Genomic DNA, 15,844 nt, shown 5'->3' on the forward strand with positions numbered 1-15,844 from the left:
ATGGGACTCGAAGAAAAGCTGCCGAGCGGCTTCCTGCTGACCACCGTCGAGCAGGCCGCGGGCTGGGTGCGCAAGGCGTCCGTCTTCCCGGCCACCTTCGGCCTCGCCTGCTGCGCGATCGAGATGATGACCACCGGCGCCGGCCGGTACGACCTGGCGCGCTTCGGCATGGAGGTCTTCCGCGGCTCACCGCGCCAGGCCGACCTGATGATCGTCGCCGGCCGGGTCAGCCAGAAGATGGCGCCGGTCCTGAGGCAGGTCTACGACCAGATGCCCAACCCCAAGTGGGTGATCTCCATGGGCGTCTGCGCCTCCTCGGGCGGCATGTTCAACAACTACGCGATCGTCCAGGGCGTCGACCACATCGTCCCGGTCGACATCTACCTGCCGGGCTGCCCGCCCCGCCCCGAGATGCTGATGGACGCGATCCTCAAGCTCCACCAGAAGATCCAGTCCTCCAAGCTCGGCGTCAACGCCGAGGAGGCCGCCCGCGAGGCGGAGGAGGCGGCGCTCAAGGCCCTGCCCACGATCGAGATGAAGGGGCTGCTGCGGTGAGCGACGCGAACGGCAACGGCACGGGCGGCGTGAACGGGTCCGCGAACGGGGTGAACCCCGAGAAGGACCTCTCCGCCTCCAACCTCCCTGGCCAGCGCGGCCAGGGCGGCGAGGAGATCCGCGTCCAGCGCGGCATGTTCGGCGCCAACAACGGCGGCGACACCTCCGGCTACGGCGGCCTGGTCCGCTCGGTCCGACTCCCGGGACCGGCGACCCGCCCCTACGGCGGCTGGTTCGACGAGGTCGCCGACGAGCTGGAGGGCGCCCTGGAGGAACAGGGACTCCTCCCCGGCAACGCCATCGAGAAGACGGTCGTCGACCGCGGCGAGCTCACCTTCCACATCGAACGCGAGCACCTGGTCCGCGTCGCCCGCACCCTGCGCGACGACCCGGCCCTGCGCTTCGAACTGTGCACCGGCGTCAGCGGCGTCCACTACCCGCACGACACGGGCCGCGAGCTGCACGCCGTCTACCACCTGCGCTCGATCACCCACAACCGGCTGATCCGCCTCGAAGTCAGCGCCCCCGACAGTGACCCGCACATCCCGTCGCTGGTCCCCGTCTATCCGACGAACGACTGGCACGAGCGCGAGACCTACGACTTCTTCGGAATCGTCTTCGACGGTCACCCGGCCCTGACGCGGATCATGATGCCGGACGACTGGCAGGGCCATCCGCAGCGCAAGGACTACCCCCTCGGCGGCATCCCCGTCGAGTACAAGGGCGCCCAGATCCCGGCTCCGGACCAGCGGAGGTCGTACTCGTGAGCACGCAGTCAGCATCCGCCGCGTCGGCCGCCTCGGCGCGCGAGACCACCGAGGGCACCGTATACACGGTCACCGGTGGCGACTGGGACGAGGTCGTCCAGTCCGCGACCCGCGCCGACGACGAGCGCATCGTCGTCAACATGGGTCCCCAGCACCCCTCCACCCACGGAGTGCTCCGCCTGATCCTGGAGATCGAGGGCGAGACGGTCACCGAGGCCCGCTGCGGCATCGGCTACCTGCACACCGGCATCGAGAAGAACCTCGAGTTCCGCACGTGGACGCAGGGCACCACCTTCGTGACGCGCATGGACTACCTGACGTCCTTCTTCAACGAGACCGCCTACTGTCTCGCCGTCGAGAAACTCCTCGGCATCGAGGACGACATCACCGAGCGCGCCAAGATCATCCGGGTGCTCCTGATGGAGCTGAACCGGATGTCCTCCCACCTGGTGTGCATCGCCACCGGCGGCATGGAGCTCGGCGCCACCACGATCATGATCTACGGCTTCCGTGATCGTGAAATGATTCTCGACCTCTACGAGCTCATCACGGGCCTTCGGATGAACCACGCGTACATCCGCCCCGGCGGACTCGCCCAGGACCTGCCACCCGGCGCGGTGGACCAGATCCGCGAGTTCGTGAAGAAGATGAAGAAGAACCTCCCGGAGTACGACAAGCTCGCCACCGGGAACCCCATCTTCAAGGCCCGCATGCAGGACATCGGCTACCTCGACCTCGCCGGCTGCATGGCCCTCGGCGCCACCGGCCCCATCCTGCGCTCCACCGGCCTGCCGCACGACCTGCGCAAGGCACAGCCGTACTGCGACTACGAGACGTACGACTTCGAGATCCCGACCGCCGACAGCTGCGACGCCTACGGCCGCTTCCTGGTCCGCCTGGAGGAGATGCGCCAGTCGCTCGGGATCGTCGAGCAGTGCCTGGACCGGCTCCAGCCCGGCCCGGTCATGGTCGCCGACAAGAAGATCGCCTGGCCTGCCCAGCTCGCTCTCGGGCCGGACGGACTCGGCAACTCCCTCGACCACATCAAGAAGATCATGGGCACCTCCATGGAGGCCCTGATCCACCACTTCAAGCTCGTCACCGAGGGCTTCCGCGTCCCGCCGGGACAGGCGTACGCGGCCGTGGAGTCCCCCAAGGGCGAACTCGGCGTGCACGCCGTCTCCGACGGCGGCACCCGCCCCTACCGGGTCCATTTCCGGGACCCGTCCTTCACCAACCTGCAGGCCATGGCGGCGATGTGCGAGGGCGGCCAGGTCGCCGACGTGATCGTCGCCGTCGCGTCCATCGACCCCGTGATGGGAGGCGTCGACCGGTGACCACCTCTTCTTCGGAGCGGGGCGTCAGCCTGGGCATGCCCGAACTGCCCGCTCCCGCCTACCCGGACGAGGTCCGGGCCCGGCTGGAGGCGGACGCGCGCGAGGTCATCGCGCGCTACCCGGACTCCCGGTCCGCGCTGCTCCCGCTGCTCCACCTCGTGCAGTCGCAGGAGGGCCATGTCACGCGCACCGGAATGCGGTTCTGCGCGGACATGCTGAACCTGACCACGGCCGAGGTAACCGCCGTCGCCACCTTCTACACCATGTACCGGCGCAAGCCCTCCGGTGACTACCAGGTGGGTGTGTGCACCAACACGCTGTGCGCGGTGATGGGCGGAGACGCGATCTTCGAGACCCTCCAGGAGCACCTGGGCGTCGGCAACGGCGAGACCACCGACGACGGCAAGGTCACCCTGGAGCACATCGAGTGCAACGCGGCCTGCGACTACGCGCCGGTCGTGATGGTCAACTGGGAGTTCTTCGACAACCAGACGCCGGGCAGCGCCAAGCGCCTGGTCGACGATCTGCGCGCGGGACGTCCCGTACAGCCCACGCGCGGGGCGCGGCTGTGCACCTTCAAGGAGACCGCGCGGATCCTGGCCGGCTTCCCCGACGAGCGGCCCGGGGCCGTCGAGGAGGGCGGCAGTGCGGGACCCGCGTCGCTGGTGGGCCTTCGCCTGGCAAGGGGAGAGGCCGCACCCGCGCGCGTGGTCCATCCGCGCGGAGGTCCGCATGAGGAACCGCAGGACAAGGTGCACGAGCCGTCGCCGGCCGAGCACCTCAGTTCCCATGACGCGCCGCTGGACACATCGGCCTCCGACCCGGCCCACCCGGCAGGGCCTACCGCCGAGGAGGGGGAGTGATGACCGTGGTACCCGAGGTCAAGGACACGAGCCCCGAGAAGCTGCTCGCACCCGTGCTGTCGGCCTTCTGGGACGAGGACCGGTCCTGGACTCTGGACGTCTACCGGAGGCACGAGGGGTACGAGGGGCTCCGCAAGGCGCTCGCCATGTCACCGGACGACCTGATCGCGTACGTCAAGGAGTCCGGTCTGCGCGGCCGCGGCGGCGCGGGGTTCCCGACCGGAATGAAGTGGCAGTTCATTCCGCAGGGTGATGGAAAACCGCACTATCTAGTTGTCAACGCCGACGAATCGGAGCCCGGGACCTGCAAGGACATCCCGCTCCTCTTCGCGAACCCGCACAGCCTCATCGAGGGCATGGTGATCGCGTGCTATGCCATCAGGTCGTCGCATGCCTTCATCTATCTGCGTGGTGAAGTCGTTCCCGTTCTGCGGCGGTTGCACGAGGCCGTGCGCGAGGCCTACGCGGCGGGCTACCTCGGCGAGAACATCCTGGGCAGCGGGCTCGACCTCCAGCTCACCGTGCACGCGGGTGCCGGCGCGTACATCTGCGGTGAGGAGACCGCACTGCTCGACTCGCTCGAAGGCCGCCGTGGTCAACCGCGGCTCCGTCCCCCCTTCCCTGCGGTGGAAGGCCTCTATGCCTGTCCGACTGTTGTGAACAACGTCGAGTCGATCGCGTCGGTTCCCGCGATCCTGAAAAACGGGAAAGACTGGTTCAGGTCGATGGGCAGCGAGAAGTCCCCGGGCTTCACGCTCTACTCGCTCAGCGGCCACGTCGCGAGCCCCGGCCAGTACGAGGCCCCCCTCGGCATCACGCTCCGCCAGCTCCTCGACATGAGCGGCGGCATGCGGCCCGGCCACCGCCTGAAGTTCTGGACACCGGGCGGCTCCTCGACGCCGATGTTCACCGACGAGCACCTCGACGTCCCCCTCGACTACGAGGGCGTCGGCGCCGCCGGCTCGATGCTCGGCACCAAGGCCCTGCAGTGCTTCGACGAGACGACCTGCGTGGTGCGGGCGGTGACCCGCTGGACCGAGTTCTACGCCCACGAGTCGTGCGGCAAGTGCACGCCCTGCCGCGAAGGGACGTACTGGCTGGTGCAGTTGCTGCGGGACATCGAGGCCGGCAAGGGCGCCATGTCCGACCTCGACAAGCTGAACGACATCGCCGACAACATCAACGGCAAGTCCTTCTGCGCCCTCGGCGACGGCGCCGCGTCCCCGATCTTCTCCTCGCTGAAGTACTTCCGCGAGGAGTACGAGCAGCACATCACGGGCCGGGGCTGCCCCTTCGACCCGGCCAAGTCGACGGCCTGGGCGGACCGCCCGGAGGTGAACGCATGACCGTGACCACCAGTGCTCCCGCCGGTGGGGGACAGGCGGCGGTCCCGCCGGAAGACCTCGTCACGCTGACGATCGACGGCATCGAGATCAGCGTGCCCAAGGGCACCCTGGTCATCCGTGCCGCCGAGCAGCTCGGCATCGAGATCCCCCGGTTCTGCGACCACCCCCTCCTCGACCCCGCCGGCGCCTGCCGCCAGTGCATCGTCGAGGTCGAGGGCCAGCGCAAGCCCATGGCGTCCTGCACCATCACCTGCACCGACGGCATGGTGGTGAAGACCCAGCTCACCTCGCCGGTCGCCGAGAAGGCCCAGCACGGTGTGATGGAGCTGCTGCTCATCAACCATCCGCTGGACTGCCCGGTCTGCGACAAGGGCGGCGAGTGCCCGCTGCAGAACCAGGCCATGTCGCACGGCAACGCCGAGTCCCGCTTCGACGGCAAGAAGCGCACCTACGAAAAGCCCGTACCGATCTCCACTCAGGTGCTGCTCGACCGCGAACGGTGCGTGCTGTGCGCCCGCTGCACCCGGTTCTCCAACCAGATCGCGGGCGACCCGATGATCGAGCTGATCGAGCGGGGCGCGCTCCAGCAGGTCGGCACCGGCGAGGGCGACCCGTTCGAGTCGTACTTCTCCGGCAACACCATCCAGATCTGCCCGGTCGGCGCGCTCACCTCGGCGGCCTACCGTTTCCGCTCCCGCCCCTTCGACCTCGTCTCCTCGCCGTCGATGTGCGAGCACTGTTCCGGCGGCTGCGCCATCCGCACCGACCACCGGCGCGGCAAGGTCATGCGGCGGCTCGCCGAGAACGACCCCGAGGTCAACGAGGAGTGGATCTGCGACAAGGGACGCTTCGCGTTCCGCTACGCGCAGCAGAAGGACCGCCTGGACACGCCGCTGGTGCGCAACGCCGACGGCGTCCTGGAGCCCGCCTCCTGGCCGGAAGCCCTGGAGGCGGCCGCCCGGGGCCTGACCGCCGCCCGCTCCCGGGCCGGCGTCCTCATCGGCGGCCGGCTGACCGTCGAGGACGCCTACGCGTACAGCAAGTTCGCGCGCGTGGCGCTCGACACGAACGACATCGACTTCCGCGCGCGCGTGCACAGCGGCGAGGAGGCCGACTTCCTGGCCGCCCGGGTGGCAGGCCGCGGCCGTGACCTCGACGGTACGGGCGTCACGTACGCCTTGCTGGAGAAGGCACCCGCGGTCCTGCTGGCCGGCTTCGAATCGGAGGAGGAGGCGCCCGGCGTCTTCCTGCGGCTGCGCAAAGCCTGGCGCAAGCGAAAGCAGAAGGTGTTCGCGCTGGCCACGCACGCGACCCGGGGTCTTCAGAAGGCGGGCGGCACCCTGCTGCCGGCCGCGCCCGGCACCGAGACCGAGTGGCTGGACGCCCTCGCGAGCGGCGTCGGCCTGGAGGAGCCCGGCACCCGCGCCGCCGAGGCCCTGCGCACCGAGGGCGCGGTCATCGTCGTCGGTGAGCGGCTCGCCGCGGTCGCCGGCGGCCTCACCGCCGCCGTACGCGCCGCCACCGCGACCGGTGCGCAGCTGGTGTGGATCCCGCGCCGGGCCGGTGAGCGCGGCGCCGTCGAGGCGGGCGCGCTGCCGTCGCTGCTGCCGGGTGGCCGCCCGGCGACCGACCCACGCGCGCGTGAGGAGGTCGCCGCCGCCTGGGGGCTCGGCGAACTCCCGCTGCGCTACGGCCGCGACACCCACCACATCGTCGAAGCCGCCGCCACCGGCGAACTCTCGGCACTCGTGGTCGCCGGGGTCGAGGTCGCCGACCTGCCCGACCCGGCACGCGCGCGTGAAGCGCTCGACAGCGTCGGCTTCCTGGTGTCGATGGAGCTGCGGCCCAGCGAGGTCACCGAGCGCGCCGACGTCGTCCTGCCGGTCGCCGCGGTCGCCGAGAAGGCGGGCACCTTCCTCAACTGGGAAGGCCGGGTGCGGTTCTTCGAGGCCGCCCTCAAGCCCGACCAGATGACCCGCCGCCTGGCACCGACCGACGCGCGTGTGCTGCAGATGCTGGCCGACGCCATGGACGTCCACCTGGGCCTGCCGGATCTGCGCACCACGCGCGCGGAGATCGACCGGCTCGGCCCCTGGGACGGCCCGCGCTCCGCGGACCCCCAGGAGTCCGCGGGCGCGCTGCCCCGCCCCGCAGCCGGCGAGGCCGTGCTCGCCGGGCACCGGCTGCTGCTCGACCAGGGCGTCCTCCAGGAGGGCGACGAGGCGCTCGCCGGAACCCGCCACGCCGCGCACGCGCGCGTGTCGGCGGCGACGGCCGCCGAGGCGGGCGTCAAGGAGGGCGACGCCCTCGCCGTCACCGGCCCCTCCGGCACCGTCGAACTCCCGCTGCAGATCACCGAGATGCCTGACCGGGTGGTCTGGCTTCCGCTGAACTCCGTCGGCGCGGGCGTCGCGTCCGACAGCGGGGCACGGCCCGGCTCACTCGTCCGTATCGGCCCGGCGGCATCCGCCGAACAGGCCCCCAAGGAGGTGGAGGCATGAGCCCGTACCTCGCAGCTGAAGACCTCTCGATGTTCGGCCGCGACCCCTGGTGGCTGGTCGTCATCAAGGCCGTGTTCTGCTTCGCCTTCCTGATGGTGACCGTGCTGTTCTCCATCGTCTGGGAGCGCAAGGTCGTCGCCTGGATGCAGCTGCGCATCGGCCCGAACCGGCACGGCCCCTGGGGCATGCTCCAGTCGCTCGCCGACGGCGTGAAGCTGATGCTCAAGGAAGACATCATCGTCAAGCGTGCCGACAAGGTGGTCTACGTCCTGGCGCCGATCGTGGCGGCCATCCCGGCCTTCATGGCGATCGCGGTGATCCCCTTCGGCCCGGCCGACAACGAGATCTCGATCTTCGGCACCCGCACCGCGATGCAGCTCACCGACCTGCCGATCGCGATGCTCTACATCCTCGCGGTCGCCTCCGTCGGCATCTACGGCATCGTCCTCGCGGGTTGGAGTTCCGGATCCACCTACCCGCTCCTCGGCGGACTGCGCTCCTGCGCGCAGATGATCTCCTACGAGATCGCCATGGGTGCCGCGTTCGCCTCCGTGTTCCTGTACTCGGGGTCGATGTCGACGTCCACGATCGTGGCGCAGCAGCACGACCGCTGGTACATCCTGCTGCTGCCGGTCTCGTTCATCCTCTACATCGTCACGATGGTCGGCGAGACCAACCGCGCCCCCTTCGACATGCCGGAGTCCGAGGGCGACCTGGTCGGCGGCTTCAACACCGAGTACTCGTCCATCAAGTTCGCGATGTTCATGCTCGCCGAGTACGTGAACATGGTGACGGTCTCCGCCGTGTCGACCACCCTGTTCCTCGGCGGCTGGCGCGCCCCTTGGCCGATCAGCTCCTTCTGGCAGGGCGCGAACCACGGCTGGTGGCCGCTGCTCTGGTTCGTGATCAAGGTCCAGCTGCTGCTGTTCTTCTTCATCTGGCTGCGCGGCACGCTCCCTCGCGTCCGCTACGACCAGCTGATGAAGCTCGGCTGGAAGGTCCTCATCCCGGTCTCCGTGACCTGGCTGATGCTGGTGGCGACCGTACGGGCCCTGCGCAACGAGCACTACGACTTCGCCGACATCGCCCTCTATGTGGGCGGCGGAGTCCTCACCCTGCTGCTGATCTCCTTCGTCGCCGACATGTTCCGGGAGAAGGCGGAGACGGCCGAACAGCCCGCCGCCGAGCCGACCGGATTCGACGCGATGGCGGGCGGATTCCCCGTGCCGCCGCTGCCCGGACAAGAGCTGCCGCCGGTGCCCAGGCGCCGCTCGCGCCGCGAGCGGGAGCTGATTGTCAGTGGGGGGCCGGACACTGTCAGTGACGGATCTTCGGATGGAAAGGAGGCGTCCGATGGCTGAGGAGCCCAAGGAGACCAAGCCCGGTTTCCTGAACCCTGTGGCCGGTTTCGGCGTGACCTTCAAGGCCATGTTCAAGAAGCGGCTGACCGAGCAGTACCCGGAGCAGAAGAAGACCACGGCTCCGCGGTTCCACGGACGGCACCAGCTCAACCGCCATCCGGACGGCCTGGAGAAGTGCGTCGGCTGCGAGCTGTGCGCCTGGGCCTGCCCCGCCGACGCCATCTACGTGGAGGGCGCCGACAACACCGATGAGGAGCGCTACTCGCCGGGCGAGCGGTACGGCCGCGTCTACCAGATCAACTACGCCCGCTGCATCCTGTGCGGCCTGTGCATCGAGGCGTGCCCCACGCGCGCGCTGACGATGACCAACGAGTTCGAACTGGCCGACTCCAGCCGCGCCAACCTCATCTACACCAAGGAACAGCTCCTCGCCGGTCTCGAAGAGGGCATGGTCGACACGCCGCACGCGATCTTCCCGGGGACCGACGAGCAGGACTACTACCGGGGCCTGGTGACACAGGCCGCGCCCGGCACGGTCCGCCAGGTCGCCCTGTCCAAGGGCGAGGTCCCGCAGGAGGCCGCGTCCACCTTCGGCGAGGAGGAGCCGGCCTCGGAGAAGGTGATCGGCCGATGACGACGCAGCTCGCCGCCTACACCACCTCAACCGGTGAGGCCCTCCAGTTCTGGGTCCTCGGCACCGTCGCGGTGATCGGCGCCCTGTGCACCGTCTTCATGAAGAAGGCCGTGCACAGCGCGCTCAGTCTCGCCGGGACCATGATCGTCCTGGCGGTGTTCTACCTCGCCAACGGCGCCTACTTCCTGGGCATCGTGCAGATCGTGGTCTACACCGGCGCGATCATGATGCTGTTCCTGTTCGTGGTGATGCTCGTCGGCGTGACGGCCGCGGACTCGCTGAAGGAGACCATCAAGGGCCAGCGCTGGCTGGCCCTTCTGTGCGGTGTCGGCTTCGGTGTCCTGCTGTTCGCCGGCATCGGCAACGCCTCCCTGAAGGAGTTCTCCGGCACCGGCCGGGCGAACGCCAACGGCAATGTGGAGGGCCTCGCCTCCCTCATCTTCACCAAGTACGTCTTCGCCTTCGAAATCACCGGCGCCCTGCTCATCACGGCCGCCGTCGGCGCCATGGTGCTCACCCACCGCGAGCGCACCGAGCGCGCCAAGACCCAGCGCGAGCTGGCCGAGCAGCGCGTCCGCGAGGGCACGTACGTACCGCCGCTGCCCGCCCCCGGTGTCTACGCCCGGCACAACGCCGTCGACATCGCGGGCCTGCTGCCCGACGGCACCCCGTCCGAGCTGACCGTCAGCAAGACGCTGCGCGAGCGCGGTCAGATCCGTGACGTGTCGGCGGAGGCGCTCAACGACCTGCGGGCGCTGGAACAGCGCGCGGAGGAACGCCTGGAGCGCAAGGCGATCGAACCGGCGACGTTCAAGCGGCCCGAGGAGGCGTCGAAATGAACCCGGTCAACTACCTCTATCTCGCCGCCCTGTTGTTCACGATCGGTGCGACCGGCGTACTGATCCGGCGCAACGCCATCGTGGTCTTCATGTGCATCGAGCTGATGCTGAACGCCTGCAACCTCGCGTTCGTCACCTTCTCCCGGATGCACGGCAACCTCGACGGCCAGATCATCGCCTTCTTCACGATGGTCGTCGCCGCCGCGGAGGTCGTGGTGGGCCTCGCGATCATCGTGTCGCTGTTCCGTACCCGCCACTCGGCCTCGGTCGACGACGCCAGCCTGATGAAGCTGTAAGGGGTCGGAAGAATCGTGGAGAACCTGATCGCGCTGCTCATCGCGGCGCCCCTGCTCGGAGCGGCCGTCCTCCTGGTCGGCGGCCGGCGCCTGGACCGCGTCGGCCACTGGATCGGCACACTGCTGTCGTTCGTCTCCTTCGCCATCGGCCTCGTCCTCTTCACCGACCTGCTCGGCAGGAGCGCCGAACACCGCACCCTGACACAGCACTTGTGGACGTGGATCTCGGTCGGCAGCTTCCAGGCGGACGTCACCTTCCGCCTGGACCAGCTCTCGATGACGTTCGTCCTGCTCATCACGGGCGTCGGCTCGCTGATCCACCTGTACTCGGTCGGGTACATGGAGCACGACGAGCGGCGCCGCCGCTTCTTCGGCTACCTGAACCTGTTCCTCGCGGCGATGCTGCTGCTCGTCCTAGCCGACAACTACCTGCTGCTGTACGTCGGCTGGGAGGGCGTCGGCCTCGCCTCGTACCTGCTGATCGGCTTCTGGCAGCACAAGCCCAGCGCCGCGACGGCCGCGAAGAAGGCCTTCCTGGTCAACCGCGTCGGCGACATGGGCCTGTCGATCGCGATCATGCTGATGTTCGCCACCTTCGGCACCTTCGCCTTCGGCCCGGTCCTCAGCCACACCGGCGACACCTCCCAGGGCAAGCTCACCGCGATCGGCCTGATGCTGCTCCTCGCCGCCTGCGGCAAGTCCGCCCAGGTGCCGCTGCAGTCCTGGCTCGGCGACGCCATGGAGGGCCCGACCCCGGTCTCGGCCCTGATCCACGCGGCGACGATGGTGACCGCGGGCGTGTACCTCATCGTCCGCTCGGGAGCCATCTTCAACGCCGCCCCCGACGCCCAGCTGGCCGTCACCGTGGTCGGCGCGGTCACGCTCCTCTTCGGTGCGATCGTCGGTTGCGCGAAGGACGACATCAAGAAGGCACTGGCTGGCTCGACCATGTCGCAGATCGGCTACATGGTGCTCGCCGCGGGCCTCGGCCCCATCGGCTACGTCTTCGCGATCATGCACCTGGTGACGCACGGTTTCTTCAAGGCCGGGCTGTTCCTCGGCGCCGGCTCCGTCATGCACGGCATGAACGACGAGGTCGACATGCGCCGCTACGGCGGGCTGCGGAAGTACATGCCGATCACGTTCATCACCTTCGGTCTCGGCTACCTGGCGATCATCGGCTTCCCGTTCCTGTCCGGCTTCTACTCCAAGGACAAGATCATCGAGGCGGCCTTCGCCAAGGGCGGCACCGAGGGCTGGATCCTCGGCGGCGCAGCCCTGATGGGCGCGGCCATCACCGCCTTCTACATGACGCGCGTGATGCTGATGACGTTCTTCGGAGAAGAACGCTGGCGGCACGCCCCCACCCCGTCCCCGGCCGAACCGAGCGTGGAGCCCGCCGCCGAGACGCGTGGCGAGTACGCGGAGCCGCACCCGCACGAGTCGCCCAAGGTCATGACGATCCCCATGATCGTGCTGGCTGTGGGGTCGGTGGCCTGCGGCTTCTTCTTCAACCTCGGCGACCGCTTCCTGCACTGGCTCGAGCCGGTCACCGGGCACAGTGAGGGCCACTCCCCGGTCAGCACCTGGACGGTCACCGGCGCGACCCTGGTCTGCCTGGTCATCGGCGTCGGCATCGCCTGGGCCCAGTACGGCCGCAAGCCCGTCCCCGCCGTGGCCCCGCGCGGCTCGCTGCTCACCCGCGCGGCCCGCCGCGATCTGCTCCAGGACGACTTCAACCATGTGGTCCTGGTGCGCGGCGGCGAGCACCTGACGCGCTCCCTGGTCTACGTCGACCACACCCTGGTCGACGGCGTCGTCAATGGCACGGCGGCCGGCTTCGGCGGCCTGTCCGGACGGCTCCGCCGCATCCAGAACGGCTTCGCCCGCTCCTACGCGGTCTCGATGTTCGGCGGCGCGGCACTCCTGGTCGCCGCAACCCTGCTGATGAGGGCGGTCTGATACCGATGTCCTTTCCTCTGCTGACAGCGACGGCGGCGCTCCCGGCCGTAGGGGCCGTCGCCACGGCCGCCGTACCGGCCGCCCGGCGCGCCGCCGCAAAGTGGCTGGCGCTGCTCGTCTCGCTCGCCACGCTCGCCCTGGCGATCATCGTCCTGGTCCGTTTCGACCCGGGTGGCGCCCGCTACCAGCTCACCGAGTCCCACGCGTGGATCAAGAACTTCGGGGTGAGATACGAGCTGGGGGTCGACGGCATCGCGGTGGCGCTCATCGCCCTGACCGCCGTACTGATCCCGTTCATCATCCTCGCGGGCTGGCACGACGCCGATCCGCTGGAGACCGGCAGCCGCCGCTGGCGGCCGACTCAGGGCTTCTTCGCGCTGATCCTGGCCGTCGAGGCGATGGTGCTCATCTCCTTCGAGTCCACCGACGTCTTCCTCTTCTACATCTTCTTCGAAGCCATGCTCATCCCGATGTACTTCCTCATCGGCGGCTTCGGAGACCGTGCCCACGCGCAGGGTGAGGAGGCGGCCTCGACCCAGCGGTCGTACGCGGCGGTGAAGTTCCTGCTCTACAACCTGGTCGGCGGCCTGATCATGCTGGCCGCGGTGATCGGACTCTACGTAGTGGCCGGAAACTTCAGCCTGCAGGAGATCGCGCAGGCCCGCGCGAACGGCTCGCTGCACATGGCGACCAGCACCGAACGCTGGCTGTTCCTGGGCTTCTTCTTCGCGTTCGCGGTGAAGGCGCCGCTGTGGCCGCTGCACACCTGGCTGCCCAACGCCATGCAGGAGTCCACCGCCCCGGTGGCCGTCCTCATCACCGCGGTCGTCGACAAGGTCGGCACCTTCGCGATGCTCCGCTTCTGCCTCCAGCTGTTCCCCCAGGCCAGCAAGTGGGCGACGCCCGTCATCCTCGTCCTGGCCCTGATCAGCATCGTCTACGGCGCACTGCTCGCCGTCGGCCAGCGGGACATCAAGCGCCTGGTCGCCTACGCGTCGATCTCGCACTTCGGCTTCATCATCATGGGCATCTTCGCGATGACCAGCCAGGGCCAATCCGGCGCGACGCTCTACATGGTCAACCACGGCATCTCCACGGCCGCGCTGATGCTGGTCGCCGGCTTCCTGATCTCCCGGCGCGGCTCGCGGCTCATCGCCGACTACGGAGGAGTGCAGAAGGTCGCCCCGGTGCTCGCCGGTACCTTCCTGATCGGCGGCCTCGCCACCCTCTCGCTGCCCGGACTCGCCCCGTTCGTCAGCGAGTTCCTGGTCCTGGTCGGCACGTTCACGCGCTACCCGGCGATCGGCGTCATCGCCACCTTCGGCATCGTCCTCGCCGCGCTCTACACCCTCGTGCTGTACCAGCGGACGATGACGGGCCCGGTGAAACCCGAGGTCTCGGCGATGCCCGACCTACGCGCGCGTGAACTCGTGGTCGTCGCCCCGCTGATCGTGCTGCTGATCTTCCTGGGCGTCTACCCGAAGCCCGTCACGGACATCGTCAACCCGGCGGTCAAGCAGACCATGTCCGACGTACACAAGACCGACCCCAAGCCCTCGGTGGAGGCGGCCAAGTGAGCGCAACAGCCGTCCACAGCCTGTGGACAACCGCGGCCGACCCGATCGCGAAGATCCCGGCACCGAAGATCGAATACGGACAATTGTCGCCGACGCTGATCGTCGTCGGTGCGGCGCTGATCGGCGTGCTGATCGAGGCGTTCCTCCCGCGCAAGTCCCGCTACTACGCGCAGGTTTTCGTGTCCGTCGTAGCCCTGTGCGCCGCCTTCGCGGCGGTGGTCGCGCTGGCGGCCGACGGTTACGGCACCACCAAGGCGCACATCGCGGCCATGGGGGCGATCGCGGTCGACGGCCCGTCCCTGTTCCTGCAGGGCACGATCCTGCTGGCCGGTCTCGTCGGCCTCTTCACCTTCGCCGAGCGGCGCCTCGACCCGGCCGCGCACGGCAACCGCGTCGACTCCTTCGCCGCGCAGGCCGCCTCCGTACCCGGCAGCGACAGCGAGAAGGCCGCGGTGAAGGCCGGTTTCACCACCACGGAGGCCTTCCCGCTGCTGCTCTTCGCGATCGCCGGCATGCTGGTGTTCCCCTCGGCGAACGACCTGCTGACCCTGTTCGTGGCCCTGGAGGTCTTCTCCCTGCCGCTGTACCTGCTGTGCGCGCTGGCCCGCCGCAAGCGGCTGATGTCGCAGGAAGCCGCGGTCAAGTACTTCCTGCTCGGCGCGTTCGCCTCCGCGTTCACGCTGTTCGGCATCGCCCTGCTGTACGGCTACGCGGGCTCGGTGTCGTACGCGCGCATCGCCCAGGTCGTCGACGGTACGGTCATCAACGTCGACCCGGCACTCGCCAACACCATGGGCAACGACGCACTGCTGCTCCTCGGCAGCGCCCTGATCGTGATGGGCCTGCTGTTCAAGGTGGGCGCGGTGCCGTTCCACATGTGGACGCCGGACGTCTACCAGGGCGCGCCGACCCCGGTGACCGGCTTCATGGCGGCGGCGACCAAGGTGGCCGCGTTCGGCGCGCTGCTGCGTCTGCTCTACGTCGTCCTGCCCGGGATGCGCTGGGACTGGCGGCCGGTCATGTGGGCCGTGGCGATCATCACCATGCTCGGCGGCGCGATCATCGCGATCACGCAGACCGACATCAAGCGGCTGCTGGCGTACTCGTCCATCGCGCACGCCGGATTCATCCTCGCGGGTGTCATCGCCACGTCGAAGGACGGCGTCTCGTCCGTCCTCTTCTACCTGGCCGGCTACTCGTTCGTGACCATCGGCGCCTTCGCGGTGGTCACTCTGGTGCGCGACGCGGGCGGCGAGGCGACCCACCTGTCCAAGTGGGCGGGGCTCGGCCGCCGCTCCCCGCTGGTGGCGGCGGTCTTCGCGGTATTCCTGCTGGCCTTCGCCGGCATCCCGCTGACCTCCGGCTTCGCCGGGAAGTTCGCCGTGTTCAAGGCAGCGGCGGACGGCGGCGCGGCCCCGCTGGTCGTGGTCGGTGTGATCTCCTCGGCGATCGCCGCGTTCTTCTACATCCGCGTGATCGTCCTGATGTTCTTCAGCGAGCCGAGGCCGGAGGGCCCGACCGTGGCCGTGCCGTCTCCGCTGACCATGGCGGCGATCGGTGTGGGCGTGGCGGTGACGCTGGTGCTCGGTGTGGCGCCGCAGTACTTCCTGGACCTGGCGAGCCAGGCCGGGGTGTTCGTACGCTGACGCTCACCTCGCAAGACGCCGCTGCCCGGCACCCTCGGTCAGGAGGGCACCGGGCAGCGGCGTATTTCAGGGCTTGCCAGGCGGAAGAACGGACCCAGCCTGTGGATAACTCCGAGGCTGTCGGTCCGGACCCCTATCGTGGAGGCAGTGGTCGAGGACG

The 15,844-nt window shown here is 69.0% G+C and carries 13 protein-coding genes; all 13 read left to right on the plus strand.

The annotated features are described in order from the left end of the window. From ACWDEN_RS40910 to nuoN, 13 genes are read left to right on the plus strand one after another with little or no spacing between them, the layout of a single operon-like run. Positions 1–555, plus strand: a complete 555-nt coding sequence (locus ACWDEN_RS40910; RefSeq protein WP_007383964.1) for a NuoB/complex I 20 kDa subunit family protein — start codon at positions 1–3, stop codon at positions 553–555. Further along, positions 552–1,322, plus strand: a complete 771-nt coding sequence (locus ACWDEN_RS40915) for an NADH-quinone oxidoreductase subunit C (RefSeq protein WP_450863038.1) — start codon at positions 552–554, stop codon at positions 1,320–1,322. Before ACWDEN_RS40910 ends, ACWDEN_RS40915 begins: the two co-directional genes overlap by 4 nt. Then, entirely contained in the window at positions 1,319–2,659 is a 1,341-nt protein-coding gene (locus ACWDEN_RS40920; protein ID WP_351610179.1) for an NADH-quinone oxidoreductase subunit D, read from the plus strand. Before ACWDEN_RS40915 ends, ACWDEN_RS40920 begins: the two co-directional genes overlap by 4 nt. Beyond that, positions 2,656–3,522, plus strand: coding sequence for an NADH-quinone oxidoreductase subunit NuoE (gene nuoE / locus ACWDEN_RS40925; RefSeq protein ID WP_351610182.1), 867 nt, complete (start codon positions 2,656–2,658; stop codon positions 3,520–3,522). Before ACWDEN_RS40920 ends, nuoE begins: the two co-directional genes overlap by 4 nt. Then, entirely contained in the window at positions 3,522–4,868 is a 1,347-nt protein-coding gene (gene nuoF / locus ACWDEN_RS40930) for an NADH-quinone oxidoreductase subunit NuoF (RefSeq protein ID WP_450863040.1), read from the plus strand. Before nuoE ends, nuoF begins: the two co-directional genes overlap by 1 nt. Beyond that, positions 4,865–7,369, plus strand: a complete 2,505-nt coding sequence (locus ACWDEN_RS40935) for an NADH-quinone oxidoreductase subunit G (protein ID WP_450863042.1) — start codon at positions 4,865–4,867, stop codon at positions 7,367–7,369. The genes nuoF and ACWDEN_RS40935 overlap by 4 nt, the downstream gene beginning before the upstream one ends. Continuing rightward, positions 7,366–8,730: an NADH-quinone oxidoreductase subunit NuoH gene (gene nuoH / locus ACWDEN_RS40940; protein WP_450863043.1), complete on the plus strand. Its 1,365-nt coding sequence runs from the start codon at positions 7,366–7,368 to the stop codon at positions 8,728–8,730. Before ACWDEN_RS40935 ends, nuoH begins: the two co-directional genes overlap by 4 nt. After that, on the plus strand, positions 8,723–9,364 hold the full coding sequence (gene nuoI, locus ACWDEN_RS40945) for an NADH-quinone oxidoreductase subunit NuoI (RefSeq protein WP_055703804.1): 642 nt from the start codon (positions 8,723–8,725) through the stop codon (positions 9,362–9,364). Before nuoH ends, nuoI begins: the two co-directional genes overlap by 8 nt. After that, a complete protein-coding gene (locus tag ACWDEN_RS40950; protein WP_450863045.1) occupies positions 9,361–10,203 on the plus strand; it encodes an NADH-quinone oxidoreductase subunit J in 843 nt (280 codons plus the stop codon). The genes nuoI and ACWDEN_RS40950 overlap by 4 nt, the downstream gene beginning before the upstream one ends. Then, positions 10,200–10,499, plus strand: a complete 300-nt coding sequence (gene nuoK / locus ACWDEN_RS40955) for an NADH-quinone oxidoreductase subunit NuoK (RefSeq protein WP_023547474.1) — start codon at positions 10,200–10,202, stop codon at positions 10,497–10,499. Before ACWDEN_RS40950 ends, nuoK begins: the two co-directional genes overlap by 4 nt. Before the next feature lie 15 nt (positions 10,500–10,514). After that, positions 10,515–12,461 (plus strand): NADH-quinone oxidoreductase subunit L, encoded by a 1,947-nt coding sequence (gene nuoL / locus ACWDEN_RS40960; protein WP_450863047.1) that lies wholly within the window; start codon positions 10,515–10,517, stop codon positions 12,459–12,461. Between the two features lie 5 nt (positions 12,462–12,466). Continuing rightward, positions 12,467–14,038, plus strand: coding sequence for an NADH-quinone oxidoreductase subunit M (locus ACWDEN_RS40965; protein WP_450863049.1), 1,572 nt, complete (start codon positions 12,467–12,469; stop codon positions 14,036–14,038). Then, on the plus strand, positions 14,035–15,684 hold the full coding sequence (nuoN, locus tag ACWDEN_RS40970; protein ID WP_351617434.1) for an NADH-quinone oxidoreductase subunit NuoN: 1,650 nt from the start codon (positions 14,035–14,037) through the stop codon (positions 15,682–15,684). The genes ACWDEN_RS40965 and nuoN overlap by 4 nt, the downstream gene beginning before the upstream one ends. Positions 15,685–15,844: the final 160 nt, after the last annotated feature.

This window comes from Streptomyces sp. NPDC001153 (assembly GCF_053598315.1).